We start from the raw sequence: 22,409 nt of genomic DNA, 5'->3' as shown, positions 1-22,409 counted from the left end.
TAACATTTATTCTATGAAACAAATTGCACTAGAACTACTTTTCCAGATATTAGGCATTGGAGCTGCATCTGGCTTAGTGTATGATGACAACCAACTCCATATCATTTCTGACAATTCTACTTACTTCTATCACTATAGTTTACAGAATAATCATCTTTATAAAACGTCTTTATCAAGTGATAATCTAAGTCAAGAGAATATAGAGAAAGCTATTAAACCTGATTATGAAGCAATCACTACAGATGGGTTAAACTACTATATTTTTGGTTCTGGCTCTAAACCGAATAGAATAAACTTAGTAGAAGTAAACGGACTGACACACGAAGTCCTTTCAGAAAACGAACTAGACATACTATATGATTCTATGAAGAGTTTTGCTAATCTAAGTGATGCTGACTTTAATATAGAAGGGGTAATTTTTGACAATGATCTATGGTATTTTTTTAATCGAGGAAATGGACCTAAAGGTGCTAATGGAGTATTCGTTGTAAAGGGTAACAACATTCTAAATGATTTTCAAATCACTTATACTCCTATGAAATTACCAAAACTTAATAAAGTACAGACTAGCTTTACAGACGCTATTAAAGTAGAAGACAAGATATACTTCTTAGCTGCTGCAGAAGATGGTCAATCAACCTATGCTGATGGAGAAATAAAAGGAACTATACTAGGCCGTATAGATACCAAAAAACTAAAAGTAGAAAAGACACTAACCATAAGTAACACACATAAATTCGAAGGATTAACCTTATATAGTCAAGAAGGAAAAAACTTAGAGTTCTTACTATGTGAAGATCCTGATAATGACAAAAATGAATCAGGCATATACAAACTATCTATTAAGAATTAAATTTTCCCTTTATATCTGAACAAAAAAAGCAGAAGTAAATACTTCTGCTTTTTTAATTTTATTAGCTCTAAAGCTATATTGAATTAGTTGTTTTCGTTTGTCTTAACCTTCTGTTGGTCCAGACCGCAAAGATAAAATAAAAAATACAAATACCCCACATTTTAATAAAGACATCGCTAATTTCTGTCAGTGATGCTCCGAACTGTGTAAGAGATATAAATCCTTTTACTCCTAACGTACTTGGTACCAATACAGAAACACCTTTTATCCAAGCAGGAAAGGCTATTGTAGGCCATGAAGTACCACTAAGCATTAGAGCTGGAATAGAGAATACTGTAACACTCATAATTGCCTCTTCTCTTCTCTTAAAGAAGTTTACTAAAGTCATTCCCATAAAGGTAATAGACAAGATAACAGGAATCAAAAAGATCATAATCTCAAATATATTTCCTCGTTGGGGCAAATTATAAACATGCATGATAATAAGCACTCCTACTAAAAGTAATATCATTGATATAATCAAATAAGTCAAGGCTCTTCCTAAAGTTAAAAAGACATTGCTAAAACGTCTTTTTTCAGCATAAGAAAAGACCTGAGCAAACATCCCATTCTGACGAAGTGTCCCCCCCATAATCCCCATACCTGTTAACTGTAATGTCTGTAATGCAATAATAAACACTACTGGGATAACGAATGTAGCATATCCAACATTAATATTATAAAGAGGTACAGCTGTGACATTAAATGGACGTCTAGTAGCAATAGCCTGATCCATTGGTGTGCTTTTAGCCATTGCCTTGTTCACTTCTACTTGCGCATTGAACGTTCCCATAGAGACCATCACAGCTCCTATAGTTTGCTTATAATAGAGCATATAAGACGCATCTGCATATACTGAGATAGAAGGGACTTCTCCCTTTTGCATATCACGAGTAAAATCTTTTGGTATCATTATAATACCTCTAATTTCACCTTTATCATATACTTCCTTAGCTGCATCAAAATCACTTGTATGATATACTACCTTTAACTGATGTGTAGCATCTATCATTCTACTAACCTGCTGCCCTAACTTAGCCTGATCGTGATCTACAATTGCTACAGGTAAGTCATCAAAGTTCTCATGTGAGTAGACATAAGAATAGAAGAATCCTACTAACATAAAAGATAGCATATAGGACATCACTACAGCCGAATCCGAAAAGATTAGTTTAAACTCTCGTTTACACGCTTCTGTAATTAAAGCGAAGTTAGCTATTAGACCTTTAAACATCGTATCCTCCTTTCTTCAATTTTTTATAGTACAACGGAATACACAACAATCCTACGCATACAAATATAGCTAGCGTTATGATGTAATTCTGTTGTGTATTATTATATTGAAATCCTTTAATAGCATAATCAACTGTAAAACGCATATAAGAGTGGAATGGAAAAATATAATTAAACCCTCTTATGAATGCACTCATCCCTTCTGGAGGAAACGTATATCCTGCAAAAGAAAAGGCTAGAGCTGCATAAGACCCTCCTATAGTCAATGCTGTTCTAAGGCTAGACATAATAGAAGCCATAAAGAAAGCCATACTCTGACATACCACTACGAAAGAACAAAAGAATAAATTTATAACGAAGATATTTCCTTTAAAAGGAACTCCAATTCGGTAATAAAGTAAACTATTCATCATGAACCCCATTAAACAGAACAGTAACGTATAAGGTAATATTCTACTTATCACAGCTACGAATACTTTATCATTACTCTGTTCTAATAATTGTTTCCCTTTATTATATCTCAACACAGATCCAAAAACATAGATAGAGATGACCATAATAATAATCTGAAATGACATTGGCATAAAAGCAAGTGTCAGATAATACCCATAACTTGTATAAGGATTATACAGCACATGGCTATTAGTACCTGTAGGCACTACAGTAGCCACAGCCTGTTCTGCCATCAGTCCACTCTGTTGTAAACTCATGATCTTTGCCCCTGCAGCTAGATTACCTGCTACCATCTGGAAATCTCTTTGTATTAATCCTGCCGGTAGTAAATACTGCCCATTGTAGTAACACACTACATTAGTATAAACACCTTTCTGAGCATTTTTCTGAAAATTCTTTGGTATTATAATTAGAGCAAACGAATCTCCTCTTCTAATTGTCTGTTGACCTTCTAGCTCATCACTTACTTCATAAGCAATGTCCATACTAGCTGTAGCATCGATCATACGTCCTAACTGACGAGACAATTTACTTTTATCTAAATCTAGTAACGTAACAGGGAGATCTCGTGAAATCCCCTGACTCAGCAGTGACGAATAAAAATAGAATAGCATCACAGGCACGCCTATCATCAAGACAAGCAACCGCGGTGATGTAAACATCCTTTTACATTCACTAATAAATATAGATAAAAAACCTGTTTTAGTCATTACACCCTTTATTTCAAACTACTTTCTAATACTAAAGCACTCATACCTGGTCTAAGACCTTCTACCTTCTTAGTTGGGTAAGCTTTAATTAAGAATGTCTTCATATCAAAATCACCTTTTGTTTTCGTAGCCGTCCATGTAGCATAGTCTCCTTGAGCAGCGATATACTGTACTTCTAGCTCTACCATCTCATCCCCTAAAGCAGGAAACTTAGCCATAAACTTACTTGCCATCTTAAACTTAGGCATTAGATTTTCTTTGATATTGAAATATACCCATACATCTGACAAATCTACTAGATTGACCACAGGATAACCAGAATTCACTATTTCCCCTTTATTAGGCATGATAGTCAATACTTCTCCTTGTTGTGGAGCTTTTACATCACCTTCCCCTTTCAGAGACATTACTTCATTTACAGCACCTTGTGCTTGTCCTACCATAGCTAATGCTGCAGCTTTATCCTCTACACGAGCTCCTTTTTGTACCATTTGATACTTAGCATAAGCCGCTTTCTCTACTTCTTGTGAAGCCTTAAACTGTGTATATGCCTCATCTCTTTTTTGAGCTGGTACTACTTTCTCTTTATATAAATTCTCTACACGATTATAAGTCTTCTCTGCTAACTCTGCTCCAGCTTTTGCTTGTTGCCACATATTATAAGTCGCAGAGACTTCTTCACCTCTTGCTCCTTTATTAGCTTTAGCATCCATAGCTTGTGCAGCCTGTTTAGCTGATTCCGCCTGTAGTAGTTTAGCATCTATCTCAGGAGTGCTTATTTTTAATAATAACTCCCCAGCTTTAACTTGTTGTCCCTCCTTTACTAAAATATCTTCTACACGTCCAGGTATCTTAGAAGCCACATTAATCTGTGTAGCATCTACCTGTCCTTGAATATAGGATTCTGATGGTGCACTCATATACCATAGTGATATAATTAAAATTAAAAGCACTATAACGATAGCAACCATTGCACTTACAACTTTATTTTTCATCTTTTAAAGCTTATATTATTTTGTGTATTGTAAAAAATCATAACTTAATCCTGCTACTTCGAAAAGGGATGCCACCCCTATAGCATAATTATAATTGGCTTGTAGTTTCATTAATCTTACTCCTGACAAATTCATCTCAGCATCCACTACCTCTGTTGATGTTGCAAAACCTTCTGAGAATGCTTTAGTTCTAACACGTAGATACTCCACTGCTAATTTCTCTTGTACATTAAGATTCTTAATCTGATCTTCTTGTTTTTGAATATCTTGATACAGCTTAGCTACTAGCATCTTCACATCACTCTTCGCTTTTGTTTCGAATAATTCTACGCTTTCTCTAGTTGCTTTAGCAGCTTTAATCTCATTCTTGTTTTTAAATCCTTCGAATAACGTATAACTAACACCTATCCCTACTACCCACGGCTTACTATCTTTCTCTCCTATTAAGATAGGGTTATTATGTGCTAATATTGTTTGTCCGAATCCAAATACTGTTGGATAATTAGCAGATTGCTTTACTTTTACCCCTTGATCAGCTAGCTCTTTTTGCAATACTAATTTTTGTAGTTCTGGATAATTTTCTACAGCAGAACCTTGAAAGAAGTCAACGTTCTCTAACTGAGGTATCGAAAAGAAATCACTATCTAACGTAGCTGTAACTTCATCTACTTCTAATGTATTTGCTAAGGCTAACCTTGCTAATTTAGCATCTTTTAGCGCTCCATCTAGCTGTCTATTAGCTTCTGATACAGCCACATCAGCACTCATCTTTTCTACAGCTGCTATCATACCGTGTTCCTCTAGCTTAGTCGCATCGTGTAGATGTTTATTCATCCCCTCTAAGACTGTTCTTCTTACAGCCACAGCTTCTTCAGCTAACTTCACTGAATAATAACGTTGTGCTAATTCAGTGATTAACTTATTCTTCGTTTTTTCTAAATCTTTCTCTCCTATTTTACTCTCTATCTCATGTGCCTTTATAGCTGCGTTAATCTTTCCTCCTGTATAAAGAGGCCAAGTAGCCATAAAACCACCGAAAACCATATCTTTTTTATTAAATGACTTAGACCAGTTACCTAAGACATCTGGATTAGGTAAATGAATAAAATCTCCTATTCCATTTTTCAACCCATTTAGATCTACTCCTAACGATTTGCTAAGATATAGTCCTCCTCCGAAAGCACGCACAGAAGGATAGCGTAGCCCCTTAGTAGCTTGCCATTTATAATGGTGTACTTCTTCCTGTTTCTCTACTGCCTTAATAAGACTATTATCTTGATACATCTTATTATACGCATCTGTAAATGACAGACTCTCCTGTGCATACACAGAACTAGACATACCTATAAAGAATAATACTCCTCCTACTACAGAGAAATAATCCCTTAAATCTAATCGCTTCATGAACATACTTTCTATTTATATATTGCAAATATAGAGACTATACTCCTAATATTATATTTTACGTAAAATTACCTATAAATTTAAACTTTTTTAATACAATTAAAAATGATTAAACGCTCTTTTTAGCAATAAGCTGTACACTATATAGCAGTCTTATTTATTGAATAAAACATCTGCATCAGAGACCCTATATAAAATACTGACCTCATCACTGTAGTAATCAACCCATTACTTATATCTAAAACTATGTATCTATGTAGAATACAACTATTTTATCAAAATAATAAAACTCAAAACATATGCCACTCTATCAATATCCACAAACTAAACTTTAGAGTACAAAAAAAAGAGCAATCCTTACTGACTGCTCTTTTACGATTTTATTTTTCGATTTCTCTTAAGTTCTCCATTTTCTTATGTGCTAAGAATCCTTTGATATCTTCGAAGTGTTCTTTCACTCGTTTATTTCCAAACTCAAATACCTTCTCTGCAAGACCATCTAAGAAATCACGGTCGTGAGACACTAAAATCACGGTTCCTTCGAAGTCGCGCAAAGCTTCTTTAATGATATCTTTCGTTTTCATATCTAAGTGGTTCGTTGGCTCATCCAGAATCAATACATTATAAGGTTCTAACAGAAGTTTCACCATCGCTAAACGAGTTTTCTCTCCTCCTGATAACACTTTTACTTTTTTATGAATATCATCACCAGAGAACATAAATGCTCCTAAGATATTTTTTATCTGTGTTCTGATATCTCCTTCTGCTATTCTATCTACTGTTTCGAAAATAGTCAAATCTTCATCTAATAAAGAAGCTTGATTCTGTGCGAAGTAACCAATCTGTACATTATGTCCAATCTCAGCTTCACCTTGAAAATCTATTTCTTTCATGATCGCTTTAATCATAGTAGATTTACCCTCACCATTCTTTCCTACAAACGAAACCTTCTGGCCTCTCTCTATTACAATATTTGCATCTTTAAATACAACGTGATCTCCATAAGACTTTGACATCTCTTTTACTACCACAGGATACTGTCCTGAACGTGCTGCTGGTGGAAACTTCAAACGAAGTGCAGAATTATCAATTTCGTCCACTTCGATGATTTCAAGTTTCTCAAGCATCTTTACACGAGACTGTACTTGTAAAGTCTTAGAATACGTTCCTTTAAAACGTTCAATAAACTCTGTTGTCTCTGCGATCATCTTTTGTTGCTCCTCATACGCTTTTAGCTGATGAGCACGTCTATCTTGACGCAATACTAAGTAATCAGAATACTTCGCTTTATAATCATAGATTTTACCCATCGTTACTTCAATCGTACGATTGGTAATATTATCTACGAATGCACGGTCGTGAGAGATAACCATCACCGCCTTAGCTTGGTTGATTAAGAAGTCTTCTAACCACTCGATACTTTCGATATCCATATGGTTCGTAGGCTCATCTAATAAAATCAAATCTGGTTTTTGTAATAAGATTTTTGCCAACTCGATACGCATTCTCCATCCACCACTAAACTCTGATGTAGGTCTATTAAAGTCTTCTCTAGTAAAACCTAATCCTTTTAATATCTTCTCTACCTCTGCCTCATAGTTCACCTCTTCGATAGAATAGAACTTCTCACTTAACTCAGATACACGCTCGATTAGCTTCATATAAGCATCACTCTCATAGTCAGTACGCACTGTCAGTTGCTCATTGATATCATCTATCTCTTTCTTCATAGAGAAGATACTTGCATACGCCTTAGACGCTTCTTCCATTACAGTACAGTTATCTTCAGTCAATAAATGCTGTGGAAGATAAGCAATAACAGCATCTTTTGGTGCTGAGATATTCCCTGTAGAAGGTTTATTCGCTCCTGCTACTATCTTTAATAAAGTAGATTTTCCTGCCCCATTTTTTCCCATTAAGGCAATCTTGTCGTTTTCATTGATTGAAAAATTGACACCACTAAATAAAGTAGTACCACCAAACTGAACTGAAATATCGTTAACTGTAATCATGTAACTCTGTATATCTGTTTTGAATTAAGTTGCAAATATAGTATTTGTTAAGTACCATCTACTACATTTTAATTAATAAAAAAAGCTCTGTAAAACTAAATTTACAGAGCCATATATCTTTATAGTATCATCACTAGGCTTCTTCTTGAACTCCCGTTTTCTTACCACACATAAATAGTAGTACATATCCTATGATACCACCAAGTCCTGAAGCAATTAGAATACCTAATTTTGCTTGATCTGGGAACTCTGGATGCAGATTGATATCAAATGCTAATTCAGTAACGAATAACGACATCGTGAACCCAATAGCAGCTAAGAATCCTAATCCTAATAAATTAAGATACGTCATCCCCTTAGGCATTGCTACTACTTTAAGTTTGATTAATAACGCTGTTAGTCCTGATACTCCTAACACTTTTCCTACTAATAAACCGAATGCTACTCCTAATGTCACAGCACTTAATCCACCATCTCCGATACTAATCGGAATAGCTGCATTAGCTAACGCAAACACAGGCATCACAAAGAATGCTACGAAATTATGCATGCTGTGCTCTAAACGAATAGATGCTGGTAACGCATCTGTAGCCAAATCTTTAATATCATGGACACATTCCATCTGATCTCCTGTAAGATTAGGAATCTTATCGTCTGGATCTATTTTACTGAAACGGTCTCTTAACTTGTTTAATTTTGCTACGAAGTATGACTCGTGTACTCTCGCTGTACTCGGTATAGCGAATGCCGCTAATACTGCTGCGATAGTAGCGTGTACTCCTGATAATAAGAAGCATAACCACACTCCACCGATACCGATGATCGCGTAGTATATCGTGTTTCTAATTCCCACTAGATTACTGATTACTAATAATCCGAAGAATCCTAATCCCATACCTAGATTAGCTAAAGATAAATCACTTGTATAGAACATTGCGATAACTAATACTGCTCCTAAATCATCTGCAATCGCTAACGCTGTCAAAAACACTTTTAACGAAGTAGGCACTTTATCACCTAATAAATATAATACTCCTAATGCAAAGGCAATATCTGTAGCCATCGGGATTCCCCATCCATGTGCTGCATCAGTACCTCCGTTAAACACAATATATACTAGAGCTGGTACAGCCATACCACCGATAGCAGCGATAATAGGTAACATCGCCTTCTTAGGTGATGATAATTCTCCAGTAGTTAACTCACGTTTTAATTCTAAACCAACCACAAAGAAGAAAATAGCCATCAGACCATCATTCACCCAATGTTTTAAAGAGTGGTTTAAAGTCATATCATTTAATGAAAACCCAATATGGTTATCATCCCAAAAACTCATGTAAGCATCTGCCCATTGTGAATTTGCCATAAAAATAGCAAATACAGCAGCTAAAAATAATACTACCCCACCAGATGTAGATTTGCTCATGAATCTACTCATGGGTTTTGCAATCCACTTGTCTGCAGGTGTCTCTCTAATTTGATCTTCCATTATGTTGTAAAATAAATAATAGCGAATATATATTTTCTCCGCATTTTACACAAATTTATACTGCATTTTTTAAAAATAACTAAATTTACATCAGCAATAAACTTTTTATTTTAAATAATTCACATTTAACAATAAAATAGAATTGTTCCTTAAACTCCTTGCTCTTAATACAAAAAAACATTACTTTTTTTATCAATCCAAAAAATATCTCCTAACCTTTTCGTAGACTGTTTAAAAAATAAAGAAACTCTACGGCTATCATATTCTAGCCTGTCTTGTTATTTTTCAAAGGAATAACAGCCAAAATTATACAAACACTACTTTTATTTTTTTTGTCTTAAAGTTTGTTATTTTCGCCAATAAAACTACTGTTAGTAAATACTCATCATCACCTTATAGCCCTCACTAGCTAATTTTTCTATTTCGTCTTACTATACTAGCACATTGCTAGGGGTATTCTTGCACATTCCTTCGACAAAATGGCCTTCTAGGCAAGCAAACCCCAAGGATACTCCTAGCAAACCCCTAGAAAGTGCAAGCCAAATGACATCGGGATCAGATGTATCGGATGGGGTTCTTCGCAGACTCAGAAGGACAATAAGAGCGGATGTGTAGGATGGATTCTTCGAAAGCTGAGAAAGACAATGAGAACAAATGTGTACGGTGGGATTCTTCACATACACAGAAGGACATAGCGAACAGAAATACACTAGTGTAAAGTCACAGATTATGAATCAGTGACAACATGATAACTTTTAGCATATATTAATAATGTATAACTCTTAAGATTAAGTATATTTGTACTTTCATAAACTCATACTATGGATACAATCTTAGACTCAAATATAGAACCTAAAGCTAAACCAAAGTGGCTTCGTGTAAAACTTCCCACTGGAAAGAAGTACACTGAACTTAGAGGTTTAGTAGATAAATATAAACTGAACACAATCTGTACTTCAGGTAGTTGTCCTAATATGGGAGAATGCTGGGGAGAAGGAACTGCTACATTTATGATATTAGGAAATATCTGTACGCGTTCTTGTGGATTCTGTGGTGTAAAGACAGGACGTCCTGAGACGGTGGACTGGGATGAACCAGAGAAAGTAGCGCGCTCGATCAAATTAATGTCTATCAAACACGCTGTAATCACTAGTGTGGATAGAGATGACATTAAAGATGGAGGATCTATTATCTGGGCAGAAACTGTACAAGCAGTGAGAAGAATCAGCCCTGGTACTACAATGGAAACCCTGATACCAGACTTCCAAGGAATAGAGAGAAATATAGATAGAATCATAGAAGTAGCTCCAGAGATTGTCTCTCACAATATGGAGACGGTTAGAAGACTGACTCGTGAGGTACGTATTCAGGCTAAATATGATCGAAGCCTAGAAGTACTGAGATACTTAAAAGAAAAAGGAGTGAATAGAACTAAATCTGGTATCATGCTAGGACTAGGAGAAACGGAAGAAGAAGTAATCCAAACTATGCATGATCTAAGAGCTGTTAACCTTGACGTATTAACTATCGGACAGTATCTACAGCCTAGTAAAAAGCACTTACCTGTGAAGGAGTTTATCACTCCTGAGCAATTCGAGAAATACGAAAAGATAGGGCTAGAATTAGGATTCAGACACGTAGAAAGTGGTGCCTTAGTTCGCTCATCTTACCGAGCGCAAAAACACCTTTTATAATATAAATAAGGTCGCGTTCTTCGCGACCTTCTTCTTTTTACACTTATGAGTAAAATAAAAATAGCAATAAATGGTTTTGGTCGTATAGGCCGCAACCTTTTTAAACTCCTTTTAGATCATCCTACCATAGAGGTAGTCGCTATAAATGATCTGGCTGATACGCAGACTATGTCACATCTACTAAAATATGACAGTATACATGGTATACTGAATAAAGATGTAAGTTATGACAAGGACCATATCATCGTAGCTGGTAAGAAAATAGCATTCTTTAGAGAAAGTGAGATATCTGGTCTAGACTGGAAAACGTTAGATATAGACTATGTCATAGAAGCTACTGGACGTAGAAAAACCTATCCCCTATTAGAGCAACATATCCAGCAAGGAGCTAAACGTGTCATCTTATCTGTACCACCAGAAGACAATGTTATCAAGACTATCGTACTCGGTGTAAATCACAATATCTTGACAGGAGAGGAACTTATCATATCTAATGCGAGCTGTACGACTAACAATGCTGCTCCTATGGTCAAAGTAATTAAAGAACTATGTGGTATAGAACATGCTTATATCACTACAGTACACTCTTATACTACTGACCAGAGTCTACATGATCAACCTCATAAAGATCTGAGAAGAGCTAGAGGGGCTGCTCAGTCTATAGTCCCTACTACTACAGGAGCAGCGAAGGCACTGACTAAAATATTTCCTGAATACGAAGGCAATATTGGTGGGGGTGGTATACGCGTACCTGTACCGGATGGATCATTGACAGACATAACCTGTATCGTCAAAAGAAAAGTAGAAATAGAGGAAATCAATGCTGCATTCAAAAAAGCAGCAGAAGGAGAGTTAAAAGGAATCTTAGCCTATACTACAGATCCTATAGTCTCTGTAGATATCTTAGGGAATACAAACTCGTGTCTATTCGACTCTCAACTCACTTCTGTCTTAGACAAAATGGTAAAAGTAGTAGGATGGTATGACAACGAAATCGGTTATTCTTCTAGGTTGATAGACTTGATTACTTATTTCGAAAAGATTAAGAAGTAATTTTCATCTAAAAAAAGACATAAAAAAAGCGTTATCAATATATTGATAACGCTTTTTTTATAGTGCAATGAGAATTACTTCTTCTCATTTAATTTTTGACTCATTTCCATAGAGATCGCAGAGCGCTCCATTTGTAGCTTACCAGCCATCGTCTCGATAATTACTGTAGTTTCGTGTAACTCATTGATTCTACCGTGAATTCCAGACTTAGTAACAATACGATCACCTACTTTAATACTAGCTTCATAAGCTTTCTCTTGTTTCATTTTCTTTTGTTGTGGGCGAATCATTAAGAAATAGATTACCACAAACATTAAAACTATAGGTAAAAATTGTTGTAAATTTTCCATTTGGTATTATTTATAGATTATTAATTACTACGAAGACCTACGTTAGCTTTAATCGTAAGTGTCTCATTTCCTTTTTTTGTATTCGTAACCAAAGTTACTGTTTTTTGTTGTTGTCCTTCTGCCCCTGTTTGAAACTTAACAGTTAATTTTGAAGTTTCTCCTGGCTTAATAGGTGTTTTTTGATATTCTGGAACTGTACATCCACAAGATGCTGTAGCATTAATAATAACTAAATCAGCCTTACCTGTATTCTTTAATTCGATCTCAGTAGTTACAGATTCATTATTTGCAATATTACCGAAATCATGTACTGTTCTGTCAAAAACAATCTCAGGATACTCTCCATTAGTTCTAGTACCTTCTACTTTAGCTGCATTCTCTCTGTCAATCAAGCTAGAAGCAGCATTGTTCTCTTTACAAGAAACTACTGTAAAAGCTAACCCTAATGTTAATAATAAAATTTTTCTCATAGTTCTTTACTTAGTTTAGAAAGGTTATAGCAATCCTTTACCGATTTTATTAAGTCTATTCTCCTCGTTATAAACTTTAGAAATATTATCTAATACTCCATTGATAAAAATACTACTTTTTGCTGTAGAATACTCTTTTGCAATCTCTAAATATTCATTAATTGTCACTTTTACTGGAATAGAGCTGAATTTTAAGAATTCACAGATAGCCATTCTCAAGATAATCGTGTCTAATTCTGCAATACGCTCAGGGTCCCAATTAGGTGTTTTATCTTCAAACTCTTTTGTTAACTCTGCAAAGTTCAAAATCGTCTTTCTATAAAGATTAACTGCAAACTCTTGGTCTTCAGAATCTTTATAAACCTTAGGTACGATGAACTGTACATCTCTTTCTTTTAACTTGCGAAGTTGTTTTTGGATCATGGTATTCACCACAGGAATATCGTCTAACCAAGTTAACTTACTATCTTCTAAGAACTCATAGATTTTCTCATTAGGAGCGATAACTTCTGTAAAGATGTCACATACGAACTGACGATCGTCTTCAAAAGTTACTTCACTCTTAGCCATATAAGCTTTAAAGAAAGTACTCTCTTTCACTTCGTCCAATAACATTTGGATATAGTTATCGTGTACTTGCCATGTAGTTATCTTCTTCTCCTCTATCTTATTCGATATAGAAGTAGAGCTTTCTAATAGGTCTAGAACTCTGTTCTCGATAAAACGCTTGCTTGGGTTTCGTTCTGCGGCAGTAGCTAAATGTTTTTTTTGTGCTAAGGAGATATACTCGACTTCTTTTTTTCTAATCTCTACTAAGGTAGTAATCATTAATAAGTATAGGTCTTGTATATTCTCTATACTATTGATTAGAAACTTTTCTCCTGACTGAATTTGTTCAGAATTACTTTGTTGCATTGCATAAAGCGTTTGCATAACCTTTATACGAATGTGTCTTCTGTTTAACATGCTACTTAAGAACTTTAAAAAAAATAAATTATATGTTGTTTGTATAACGAGGGCAAAGGTATAAAAATATACTTTTAATCAAATCAGAAATTTAATAGAACTATATAATTTAACTTGAATTTTAATAATTTATTTAAAACTCTAAAATTTAGGATCTCTAATAATCCTTTATCTTTGCAAAGCTAGACAAGCTTTTTTTGCCTAGTTTTATCAATTATTAAAAATGCTTCTATATAGCATTTATCCCAAGTATGAGCGCATTAAGTCAATTAAATAAGTATTTCTATAAATATAAATATCGTTTCTTAATAGGTGTTATTATTACTATAGTAGCACAGATATTTACATTATACACCCCTAAACTAGTCGGGGACTCTATCCGTACATTAGAACAGATGACTGTCTTCGACAAAGAGGAAGTGACCTCTATCCTACTAAATAATATTCTGTGGATACTAATCACTACATTAATAGCAGGATTCCTAACCTTCTTAATGAGACAAACACTGATCGTGATGTCACGTCATATCGAGTTTGACTTAAAGAATGATGTCTTTAAACATTATGAGGTGCTATCTCAGAGTTTCTATAAAAGAAATAGAACTGGAGACTTAATGAACCGCATCAGTGAAGATGTCGGTAAGGTAAGACAGTATGTGGGACCTGCTGTAATGTACTCTATCAATACATTAATCCGTTTTGCTGTAGTACTGACACAGATGTACTTAATCTCTCCACAGTTAACCCTGTATTCGTTAGTACCACTTCCATTGCTAGGATATTTTATCTACAAATTAAGTAAACAGATCAATGAGAGAAGTTCTATCTTCCAAGCTAATCTATCTAAACTAACTACTTTCTCACAAGAGATGTTCTCTGGAATAAGAGTAATCAAAGCTTATTCTATAGAACAAGAAAAGCAAGACGAGTTTAGAACACTAACACAAGAGAGTAAAGACAAGTACTTAAACTTAGCGAAGTCTAGTGCTTTAATAGCTCCTCTGATGATCTTCTTAATCGGGTTAAGTAACTTAGTAGTGATCGCTGTCGGAGCCTTAATGTTCTTCAATGGTAGTATACCAGACATCGGTATTATCGCTCAGTTTATCCTGTACATTAATATGCTGACATGGCCTATTGCTTCTATTGGCTGGGTATCTTCAATGATCCAAGAAGCAGAAGCTTCTCAGAAGCGTATCAATGAATTCTTAAACGAACAACCTGAGATATACAATACGAATCCTAACCCAACTAACGTAGAAGGGAATATCACCTTTGACAAAGTGTCATACACTTATGAAGATACAGGTATACAGGCTCTAAAAGACGTCTCTTTTACTTTAGAAAAAGGAAAGACACTTGCTATATTAGGTAAAACGGGGTCTGGTAAGTCTACTCTACTTACGCTAATCAGTAGAATGTACGATGTCACTAGCGGAAATATCTATATAGATAACACACCTATCAAAGACTGTAATCTAAAGGATCTGAGAAACAGTATCGCTGTAGTACCTCAAGATGCTTTCTTATTCTCTGATACCATCAGTAACAATATTAGATTTGGTAAAGAAGATGCTACTGAAGAAGAAATCATCGAAGTAGCTAAAAAGGCTGTTGTACACGATAATATCACTCAATTCAATGAGGGATATAACACTACGCTAGGAGAAAGAGGGCTTACGCTATCCGGAGGTCAGAAACAACGTGTTTCTATCGCTAGAGCACTGATAAAGGATGCTCCTATTCTAATTTTAGACGATGCATTATCTGCTGTAGATACAGAAACTGAAGAGAAAATATTGCAAAATCTAGAAGAACACAGCAAAGAAATCACGACACTAATTGTCACACACAGAGTTTCTTCTGCTAAGAATGCAGACCAAATAATCGTACTAGACCACGGTCAAATCGTAGAACAGGGTACACACAACGAACTTATTCATACTGAAGGATACTATAGAGAGTTATACCAAAAACAATTAAATGAAAAAGAATTATTATAAATAGTTGGTTTATTAAGTTTTTTTTTAGACTTTTGAATGCTATATGAACAAATCAATTAATTGATAAGAAGGAATTATGAGAGATAACGAAATGTTAGAAAAAGAAGAAATTTTTTCAAAAGTACTAAGAGCGGGTAGAAGAACTTATTTCTTTGATGTTAGATCTACAAAGGCAGATGACTATTACATAACAATTACTGAGAGTAAAAAGTTCACGGAAGAAGATGGATCTTTTCACTTTAAAAAACACAAAATCTATTTATACAAAGAGGATTTCGGTGCTTTTAGAGAGATATTAGATGAGATGACTCAATTCGTAGTAGATCACAAGGGAGAAGAAGTTATTTCTGAGAGACATCAAAAAGATTTCAAAAAAGAATATCAGTCAGAGAATGAGGTAAGTTCATTTACTGATGTTAGTTTTGACGATATTTAATAGAAACACACAAAATAAAATAGGTTCGAGTTATTCAACTCGGACTTTTTTTATACCTTTGACTTATAAATCATAGGCAATGATGTCTGCCTCGAACCGCTTCTCTATAGAATGCTGATGATGTCTAACATAATAGTATACTAACGTAAAACTGAATGATAGACTATGCATTTAAATTTCTCAAGCTTTAAACAAGCTTTTAATCCAAAAAATATTTCTTTTTCTCTACTGATAAGATGGTTCATTGCTATTCTCCTTTCTGGGACAATAATAGGTAGCATATCTGCCCTATTCCTTTATATCTTAGAAGAAGTAACAGAGTTAAGAATCTCTCATACTTACTTATTATATGTTTTACCTCTTGGTGGTTTTTTAATAGGATTATTATATCACTACTATGGCAAAGAAGCTAATCAAGGGAATAACCTAATCATATCAGAATACCACACTCCTTCTAAGACAATACCATTTAGAATGTTCCCTTTAGTTCTATTAGGAACTTGGGTTACTCATCTATTTGGAGGATCTGCTGGTCGTGAAGGTACTGCTGTACAAATGGGAGGTACTATAGCAGATCAACTTAATAAATACTTACATCTAGGTGCTGAAGCTAGAAAGACTATTCTTCTGATGGGAGTTAGTGCTGGATTTGCCTCTGTGTTTGGAACTCCAATAGCAGGTATTTTCTTTGCATTCGAATTAATGCTCCTAAGAAATTTTAAACTTAATAGTCTATTACCTGTTATTCTGACAGCTTATATAAGTCATTACACTTGTATCGCTTGGGGAATACATCATACCATATACACTGTAGATATACCTATCTCACATACTATAACTACGTTACTGAAATGTGGAGTAATAGGAGTAGTATTTGGTCTAACAGCTTATCTATTCATCCTGTTTTTACAAAAATGGGGAAAGCTATTTACCACAACTATCACCTACCCTCCCCTAAGACCTTTTATAGGAGCGCTACTCTTTATACTCTTAATCCATACGATAGGTAATGAAAGCTACTTAGGACTAGGTGTTCCAACTATCGTAGACTCCTTCACTATACAAATGAACTGGGAAGTATTTATACTAAAAATAGTCTTCACCACATTAATCTTAGGGGCAGGCTTTAAAGGAGGTGAAGTTACACCTCTATTCTTTATAGGGGCGACACTAGGTAGTTACCTCTCTCTTTATGTAGGATTACCAATAAGCCTAATGGCTGCATTAGGTTTTGTAGCTGTTTTCGCTGGAGCTACTAAAACGCCGCTTGCTTGTACATTTATGGGCATAGAACTTTTTGGCATAGAATATGCTATATTACTAGCGGTAGTATGCTTTGTAGCCTATTTTACATCAGGGAAACAAAGTATATATAGTGAACAGTTCAAAAACAAGAACAAGATAATAGATCTAAAATTGAAATAAGCGTATATAATCAAAGGATAAATAGCATATTTTCAAAGTACTACTAGTAATTTAGTATTAAATTATCAATATGATATTTTCAAGGCTTTATATTCACAAAATTATAATTACAAAAACGAGGTAAATTCAAAATCTTTGCTACCTTTGCTTCGTAAATTTCATAAGGTATTGATTGATTTGAGACTAAGAAATTAGGGCAATCTTCATAAAATAACTTATGAAAAAGAATAACAAAATAAACGCTAATTCTATTACAAACTAAACAACAAAAGATTGCATTAAAATTCTATTTTATGTTTCACAAAAAATTTTTAAATCGGTTTACATTTGGACAATTAACGATGGCTGTCGTTTTCCTTTACCTTATTTACGCAATTACTTCATTTGTATTATACCAATCAACTGCTAGTATAGTAAATATCGTTATTTCAGGTTTTCTTGCAACACTTGCTATAATCGACAAAATACAAAACAAACATACAATTCGTAAAAACTACCCAATTTTTGCACGATTCAGATATATGTTTGAATCAATCAGACCAGAGATGCGTCAGTACTTTTGGGAAGGAGAATTAGACGGTAAACCATTCAATAGACGTGAGCGTTCTATTGTTTATCAAAGAGCAAAAAACGAGAAACAAACTGTTTCTTTCGGTATGCAAGATGACCCTAACCGTATCGGTTACGAATGGGCTTCTCACTCAGTATACCCTAAACATATATCAGATACAAACTTTAGAACTACTATCGGTAGCGACTTATGTAGCCAACCTTATAGTGCAAGTGTTTACAACATTAGTGCGATGAGTTATGGTGCATTAAGTAAAAAAGCTATTACTGCTCTTAATGAAGGAGCTAAGATAGGTGGTTTTGCACACAATACAGGAGAAGGAGGTATTAGTCAATACCACCGTTCTGGAGGAGATTTAATTTGGCAAATCGGTACTGGATACTTTGGATGTCGTAATGAAAAAGGTTTCTTTGACGATACTTTATTCGAAGAGCGTTCTAACTACCCAGAGGTAAAAATGATTGAGTTAAAACTATCTCAAGGAGCTAAACCTGGTCACGGAGGTCTTTTACCTGCTGAGAAAAATACACTAGAGATTTCTAAAATCCGTAGTATTACTCCTCACACTACAGTACACTCTCCATCAGGACACACAGCTTTCTCTAACCCTACTGAATTAGTTCACTTCATCGCTAGATTAAGAAAACTATCAAATGGTAAACCAATTGGTTTTAAAATCTGTATTGGTAAGAAAGATGAGTTCTTAGATATCGTAGCTGCAATGGTAGAAACTGGTATTCACCCTGACTTTATCACTATCGATGGGGCTGAAGGAGGAACAGGAGCTGCGCCATTAGAGTTTATTGACTACATGGGTATGGCATTAAATGATGCTTTAGTATTCGCTAATAAAACATTAATCGAAAACGGATTAAGAGATAAAATAAAAATACTAGCATCAGGACGTATCATTTCTGCTTTTGACATTGCTAAAACAATGGCTTTAGGTGCAGATGCTTGTTATAGTGCTCGTGGTATGATGTTCGCTTTAGGATGTATCCAAGCTTTACAATGTGATAGTGGTCACTGTCCAGTAGGTATTGCAACTCAAGATGAGACATTATACAAAGGATTAGATGTAACAGATAAGAGAATGCGTGTTGCTAACTTCCATAAAAACACAATGAAAGCTTTAGGAGAGTTCATCAGTGCTTGTGGATATGAGAATACTCAAGAAGTTAATCCTAAAACATTCTACAAACGTATCGATCACGGAGTGATTAAAAGTTTCCAAGAAATGTACTTCGGTAACTTAGATACTAGAAAAGTAAAATAATAAGCTGACTAAGCTTCGTTTATATAAAAGACCACAAAGTTATTGTGGTCTTTTTTTATATTAGCCCTATCAAAACAACATAATAATAAACGCCTTGAAACTTAAACCAAAACACTGGGTAACACTCATTATCCTTTCCTTAATATGGGGATCGTCTTTCATCCTTATCAAACGAGGTTTAGAATATTTTACTCCTATACAAGTAGGTGCACTTAGAATTACTTTTGCAGGTTTATTCTTATTGCCTATTTCTCTAAAGCATATTAAAAAGTTACCTAAGAAAACATTTCACTGGTTATTTCTTACTGCTCTAGTAGGAAGCTTTATTCCTATGTTTTTATTCCCAATAGCAGAAGTACACCTAGATAGTTCTATAGCCGGAATATTAAATGCCTTAATGTCGATATTCGTAATTGTATTAGGTGTTTTATTCTTTAAGTACAAAACTCACCTTGGAGAAGTCACAGGAGTTATCCTCTCTTTTATTGGAGTCATTTTATTATTACAGTCTCCTGAATCTACAGGTCTTGTATCGGATGAGTGGTTCTATCATTTATTATTAGTAATCGCTTCCTTAATGTATGCTTATAGTGGATTATTAACTCAGAAATACATGGGTAATATTCCTCCTATTGTCTGGACAGCATTTATAGAACTAGTCTTACTTATACCTGCCTTAATTGTATTAACATCATCAGGCTTCTTTCAAACTATCGGTGAACATCCTGAAGCATTGAAAGGACTTGGTTTTGTCTTCTTATTGGCTTTATTTGGTAGTGCATTAGCTAATATCTATTACTATAAACTTATCCATGAGACCAATGCTAGTTTTGCCTCGTCTGTATCTCTACTAATGCCTTTAGTAGCTTTCTGTTGGGGATTATTAGATGATGAAGTATTAGGGTTCTTACAGATATTAGGAGGTATACTAATCGTAGCTGGACTTTACTTCGGTAGAAAAGAAATAAAACTGCCTGTACTAAAAAAGAAACCGATATAAAAAAGGGTGTCATTAGTTTGACACCCTTTTGTAATAATCTATTCAAAAGGTAAATTATTCAAATCAACATTACCTCCAGAAAGAATAATCCCTACTTTCTTTCCTGCAAAAGAAGGTCTTTCTTTTATCAATACTGCTAAAGCAACAGCACTACTTGGTTCTACAACAATCTTCATACGTTCCCATATCAATCGCATCGAACTAATAATTTCATTTTCTCGTACACGTATAATTTTAGATACATGGTCTTTGATAATAGGAAAAGTAATATCCCCTAATTGGGTACGCAAACCATCAGCTATAGTATCTGTAGTCTCATTACACTCAATCTGCCCACTCATTAAAGAACGATAGGCATCATCTGCTTCTAAAGGTTCACCTCCTATTACTTCAATAGTATCCTTACCAAAAGCTTTTGCTGCTAATGCAGTGCCTGCAATTAAGCCTCCTCCACCTACTGGAGTGATAATAACATCTAGGTCAGGGTACGCTTCTAACAATTCCATAGCGGCAGTACCTTGCCCCATAATAACATCTATATTATTAGATGCATGTATAAATGTTGCTCCTGTGTCCTCTATCACTTGATTGCAAATACGTTCTCTAGACTCTAATGTAGCAATGCAGTCTATAATCTCTCCTCCATAAGCCATTACTGCATTACGCTTAACATCAGGAGCATCTTTTGGCATTACGATATAACATTTCACTCCAAGATATTTAGCAGCAAGAGCTAAAGCCTGCGCAAAATTACCAGAAGAGTGAGTGATCACTCCCTTTGCTCTCTGATCTTCTGTCAACTGAAGAATAGCATTGGCTGCACCTCTCATCTTAAATGCACCTGCACGTTGAAAATTCTCACACTTAAAGTACAAATCGTTACCTAAAAAGTTTTCTATTTGACCAGACTCCATAATTGGAGTATAACGTGCATATGGTCGAATACGTTCTAAACAAGCTAAGAAATCCTCTTTCATAAAATGTAATCATTTAAACAAAAAACTCCCAACTGTAAGTTGAGAGTTTTTATATAACTTATTATTTTACGTCCATTAACTCTACGTCAAATACTAAAGTTGCATTTGGAGGAATAACCCCACCTGCACCAGCTTCTCCATATCCTAAATAAGAAGGGATAACGAATCTAGCTTTATCACCAACGTTTAATAAAGCAATTCCTTCGTCCCATCCTTCGATTACATAACCTTGTCCTAATGGGAATTCAATAGGTTTTTTTCTTTTATAAGAACTATCAAACTCTTGTCCATTTGCTAAAGCACCTTTGTAGTGTACAGAAACAGTTTTACCTTTCTCTGCTTTCTTACCTGTACCTTTAACAATCATTTGATATCTTAATCCGCTTGGAGTTTCTTCAAAACCAGCAGATAATTTCTCTACTTCTACTAAAGCAGCTTTTTTAGCTTCAGCTTCTCTTTTCTCTCTAGCTCCTTCAAAAGTTCTGAAAGCTTCAATAGCATTCCATTTCTCAGCAGTCTCTCCTACTCTTACAATCTCTACAGACTCTAAAATATCTCCTTGTGCTACTGCATCTACAATATCTTGTCCTTCAACAACTTTACCAAAAACAGTATGTTTACCATCTAACCAAGGTGTAGCAACATGCGTAATAAAGAATTGAGACCCGTTAGTACCTGGACCTGCATTAGCCATAGATAATACACCAGGACCATCATGTCTTAAAGCTGGGTGGAACTCATCATCAAATTTATAACCTGGACCTCCAGAACCTTGACCTAATGGACAACCTCCTTGGATCATAAAGTCAGGAATAACTCTGTGAAACTTAAGACCGTCATAGTATGGTTTTCCTTGTGGACGTGCACTATTTTCTAAATTACCTTCTGCTAAAGCTACGAAGTTACCAACTGTACCAGGTGTTAATTCTTCTGTAAGCTTTACTAATATTGCTCCTTTTGATGTGTTGAACTTAGCGTAAATACCGTTTTCCATTGTTCT

19 protein-coding genes and 1 riboswitch are annotated in these 22,409 nt (G+C 34.9%); of the genes, 8 read left to right on the top strand and 11 right to left on the bottom strand.

Features of this window, described 5'->3' with window-relative positions; translation table 11 throughout:
• The first annotated feature begins 13 nt into the window (after nucleotides 1–13).
• Nucleotides 14–853, top strand: a complete 840-nt coding sequence (locus tag BK054_RS09975; RefSeq protein ID WP_006256984.1) for a DUF6929 family protein — start codon at nucleotides 14–16, stop codon at nucleotides 851–853.
• 73 nt (nucleotides 854–926) lie between these two features.
• Here BK054_RS09975 and BK054_RS09970 read toward each other — a convergent pair whose 3' ends face one another.
• From BK054_RS09970 to nhaA, 6 genes are all read right to left on the bottom strand, one after another.
• Nucleotides 927–2,126 carry an ABC transporter permease gene (locus tag BK054_RS09970; protein WP_006256985.1) on the bottom strand — a complete coding sequence of 400 codons (1,200 nt, stop codon included), beginning with the start codon at nucleotides 2,124–2,126 and terminating at the stop codon, nucleotides 927–929.
• The gene (locus BK054_RS09965) at nucleotides 2,119–3,240 is read right to left on the bottom strand and encodes an ABC transporter permease (RefSeq protein ID WP_230486142.1); all 1,122 of its coding nucleotides are present in this window, start codon (nucleotides 3,238–3,240) and stop codon (nucleotides 2,119–2,121) included. The genes BK054_RS09970 and BK054_RS09965 overlap by 8 nt, the downstream gene beginning before the upstream one ends.
• Nucleotides 3,241–3,296: 56 nt before the next feature.
• Nucleotides 3,297–4,283 (bottom strand): HlyD family secretion protein, encoded by a 987-nt coding sequence (locus tag BK054_RS09960; RefSeq protein ID WP_006256987.1) that lies wholly within the window; start codon nucleotides 4,281–4,283, stop codon nucleotides 3,297–3,299.
• A 15-nt stretch (nucleotides 4,284–4,298) separates the two neighbouring features.
• The gene (locus BK054_RS09955) at nucleotides 4,299–5,687 is read right to left on the bottom strand and encodes a TolC family protein (protein WP_230486141.1); all 1,389 of its coding nucleotides are present in this window, start codon (nucleotides 5,685–5,687) and stop codon (nucleotides 4,299–4,301) included.
• Nucleotides 5,688–6,067: 380 nt separating this feature from the next.
• A complete protein-coding gene (locus BK054_RS09950) occupies nucleotides 6,068–7,699 on the bottom strand; it encodes an ABC-F family ATP-binding cassette domain-containing protein (RefSeq protein WP_006256989.1) in 1,632 nt (543 codons plus the stop codon).
• A gap of 133 nt (nucleotides 7,700–7,832) precedes the next feature.
• Nucleotides 7,833–9,188, bottom strand: a complete 1,356-nt coding sequence (nhaA, locus tag BK054_RS09945) for a Na+/H+ antiporter NhaA (RefSeq protein ID WP_006256990.1) — start codon at nucleotides 9,186–9,188, stop codon at nucleotides 7,833–7,835.
• 821 nt (nucleotides 9,189–10,009) lie between these two features.
• Here nhaA and lipA point away from each other — a divergent pair.
• Both lipA and gap read left to right on the top strand, forming a co-directional pair.
• Nucleotides 10,010–10,882 carry a lipoyl synthase gene (gene lipA, locus BK054_RS09940; protein ID WP_006256991.1) on the top strand — a complete coding sequence of 291 codons (873 nt, stop codon included), beginning with the start codon at nucleotides 10,010–10,012 and terminating at the stop codon, nucleotides 10,880–10,882.
• Between the two features lie 45 nt (nucleotides 10,883–10,927).
• On the top strand, nucleotides 10,928–11,935 hold the full coding sequence (gap, locus tag BK054_RS09935; RefSeq protein WP_006256992.1) for a type I glyceraldehyde-3-phosphate dehydrogenase: 1,008 nt from the start codon (nucleotides 10,928–10,930) through the stop codon (nucleotides 11,933–11,935).
• 74 nt (nucleotides 11,936–12,009) lie between these two features.
• Here gap and yajC read toward each other — a convergent pair whose 3' ends face one another.
• From yajC to nusB, 3 genes are read right to left on the bottom strand one after another with little or no spacing between them, the layout of a single operon-like run.
• Nucleotides 12,010–12,285, bottom strand: coding sequence for a preprotein translocase subunit YajC (gene yajC, locus BK054_RS09930; RefSeq protein ID WP_006256993.1), 276 nt, complete (start codon nucleotides 12,283–12,285; stop codon nucleotides 12,010–12,012).
• Nucleotides 12,286–12,305: 20 nt separating this feature from the next.
• Nucleotides 12,306–12,755: a DUF1573 domain-containing protein gene (locus BK054_RS09925; protein ID WP_006256994.1), complete on the bottom strand. Its 450-nt coding sequence runs from the start codon at nucleotides 12,753–12,755 to the stop codon at nucleotides 12,306–12,308.
• Nucleotides 12,756–12,779: 24 nt separating this feature from the next.
• The gene (nusB, locus tag BK054_RS09920) at nucleotides 12,780–13,721 is read right to left on the bottom strand and encodes a transcription antitermination factor NusB (RefSeq protein ID WP_006256995.1); all 942 of its coding nucleotides are present in this window, start codon (nucleotides 13,719–13,721) and stop codon (nucleotides 12,780–12,782) included.
• A 251-nt stretch (nucleotides 13,722–13,972) separates the two neighbouring features.
• Between nusB and BK054_RS09915 the strand changes: the two genes are divergently transcribed.
• From BK054_RS09915 to BK054_RS09895, 5 genes are all read left to right on the top strand, one after another.
• Nucleotides 13,973–15,724, top strand: coding sequence for an ABC transporter ATP-binding protein (locus BK054_RS09915; protein WP_006256996.1), 1,752 nt, complete (start codon nucleotides 13,973–13,975; stop codon nucleotides 15,722–15,724).
• A gap of 76 nt (nucleotides 15,725–15,800) precedes the next feature.
• Nucleotides 15,801–16,160 carry a PUR family DNA/RNA-binding protein gene (locus BK054_RS09910; protein WP_006256997.1) on the top strand — a complete coding sequence of 120 codons (360 nt, stop codon included), beginning with the start codon at nucleotides 15,801–15,803 and terminating at the stop codon, nucleotides 16,158–16,160.
• A gap of 66 nt (nucleotides 16,161–16,226) precedes the next feature.
• A riboswitch (Fluoride riboswitch) is annotated at nucleotides 16,227–16,294 on the top strand.
• Nucleotides 16,295–16,325: 31 nt separating this feature from the next.
• Complete coding sequence (locus BK054_RS09905) at nucleotides 16,326–17,585, top strand: chloride channel protein (protein WP_006256998.1); 1,260 nt, start codon at nucleotides 16,326–16,328, stop codon at nucleotides 17,583–17,585.
• A gap of 293 nt (nucleotides 17,586–17,878) precedes the next feature.
• Nucleotides 17,879–19,432 (top strand): FMN-binding glutamate synthase family protein, encoded by a 1,554-nt coding sequence (locus tag BK054_RS09900; RefSeq protein ID WP_006256999.1) that lies wholly within the window; start codon nucleotides 17,879–17,881, stop codon nucleotides 19,430–19,432.
• 94 nt (nucleotides 19,433–19,526) lie between these two features.
• The gene (locus BK054_RS09895) at nucleotides 19,527–20,432 is read left to right on the top strand and encodes a DMT family transporter (RefSeq protein WP_006257000.1); all 906 of its coding nucleotides are present in this window, start codon (nucleotides 19,527–19,529) and stop codon (nucleotides 20,430–20,432) included.
• Between the two features lie 38 nt (nucleotides 20,433–20,470).
• On the opposite strand, the gene BK054_RS09890 is transcribed toward BK054_RS09895, so the two are convergent.
• Together BK054_RS09890 and BK054_RS09885 are read right to left on the bottom strand one after the other, a co-directional pair.
• Complete coding sequence (locus BK054_RS09890) at nucleotides 20,471–21,409, bottom strand: pyridoxal-phosphate dependent enzyme (protein WP_006257001.1); 939 nt, start codon at nucleotides 21,407–21,409, stop codon at nucleotides 20,471–20,473.
• Nucleotides 21,410–21,470: 61 nt separating this feature from the next.
• A complete protein-coding gene (locus tag BK054_RS09885) occupies nucleotides 21,471–22,403 on the bottom strand; it encodes a peptidylprolyl isomerase (protein WP_006257002.1) in 933 nt (310 codons plus the stop codon).
• Nucleotides 22,404–22,409: the final 6 nt, after the last annotated feature.

The sequence above is a fragment of the Myroides sp. ZB35 genome (assembly GCF_001865835.1).
GTDB lineage: Bacteria > Bacteroidota > Bacteroidia > Flavobacteriales > Flavobacteriaceae > Flavobacterium > Flavobacterium odoratimimum.
The sequence above is the reverse complement of the archived record's forward strand: the minus strand, read 5'-3'. Positions and strand labels throughout refer to the sequence as shown.

Excerpts from the sequence above, each read along its gene's own strand:
- BK054_RS09975 (WP_006256984.1), top strand. The coding sequence starts at position 14 with ATGAAACAAATTGCACTAGAACTACTTTTCCAGATATTAGGCATTGGA.
- BK054_RS09970 (WP_006256985.1), bottom strand. The coding sequence starts at position 2,126 with ATGTTTAAAGGTCTAATAGCTAACTTCGCTTTAATTACAGAAGCGTGT.
- BK054_RS09965 (WP_230486142.1), bottom strand. The coding sequence starts at position 3,240 with ATGTTTACATCACCGCGGTTGCTTGTCTTGATGATAGGCGTGCCTGTG.
- BK054_RS09960 (WP_006256987.1), bottom strand. The coding sequence starts at position 4,283 with ATGAAAAATAAAGTTGTAAGTGCAATGGTTGCTATCGTTATAGTGCTT.
- BK054_RS09955 (WP_230486141.1), bottom strand. The coding sequence starts at position 5,687 with ATGAAGCGATTAGATTTAAGGGATTATTTCTCTGTAGTAGGAGGAGTA.
- BK054_RS09950 (WP_006256989.1), bottom strand. The coding sequence starts at position 7,699 with ATGATTACAGTTAACGATATTTCAGTTCAGTTTGGTGGTACTACTTTA.
- nhaA (WP_006256990.1), bottom strand. The coding sequence starts at position 9,188 with ATGGAAGATCAAATTAGAGAGACACCTGCAGACAAGTGGATTGCAAAA.
- lipA (WP_006256991.1), top strand. The coding sequence starts at position 10,010 with ATGGATACAATCTTAGACTCAAATATAGAACCTAAAGCTAAACCAAAG.
- gap (WP_006256992.1), top strand. The coding sequence starts at position 10,928 with ATGAGTAAAATAAAAATAGCAATAAATGGTTTTGGTCGTATAGGCCGC.
- yajC (WP_006256993.1), bottom strand. The coding sequence starts at position 12,285 with ATGGAAAATTTACAACAATTTTTACCTATAGTTTTAATGTTTGTGGTA.
- BK054_RS09925 (WP_006256994.1), bottom strand. The coding sequence starts at position 12,755 with ATGAGAAAAATTTTATTATTAACATTAGGGTTAGCTTTTACAGTAGTT.
- nusB (WP_006256995.1), bottom strand. The coding sequence starts at position 13,721 with ATGTTAAACAGAAGACACATTCGTATAAAGGTTATGCAAACGCTTTAT.
- BK054_RS09915 (WP_006256996.1), top strand. The coding sequence starts at position 13,973 with ATGAGCGCATTAAGTCAATTAAATAAGTATTTCTATAAATATAAATAT.
- BK054_RS09910 (WP_006256997.1), top strand. The coding sequence starts at position 15,801 with ATGAGAGATAACGAAATGTTAGAAAAAGAAGAAATTTTTTCAAAAGTA.
- BK054_RS09905 (WP_006256998.1), top strand. The coding sequence starts at position 16,326 with ATGCATTTAAATTTCTCAAGCTTTAAACAAGCTTTTAATCCAAAAAAT.
- BK054_RS09900 (WP_006256999.1), top strand. The coding sequence starts at position 17,879 with ATGTTTCACAAAAAATTTTTAAATCGGTTTACATTTGGACAATTAACG.
- BK054_RS09890 (WP_006257001.1), bottom strand. The coding sequence starts at position 21,409 with ATGAAAGAGGATTTCTTAGCTTGTTTAGAACGTATTCGACCATATGCA.
- BK054_RS09885 (WP_006257002.1), bottom strand. The coding sequence starts at position 22,403 with ATGGAAAACGGTATTTACGCTAAGTTCAACACATCAAAAGGAGCAATA.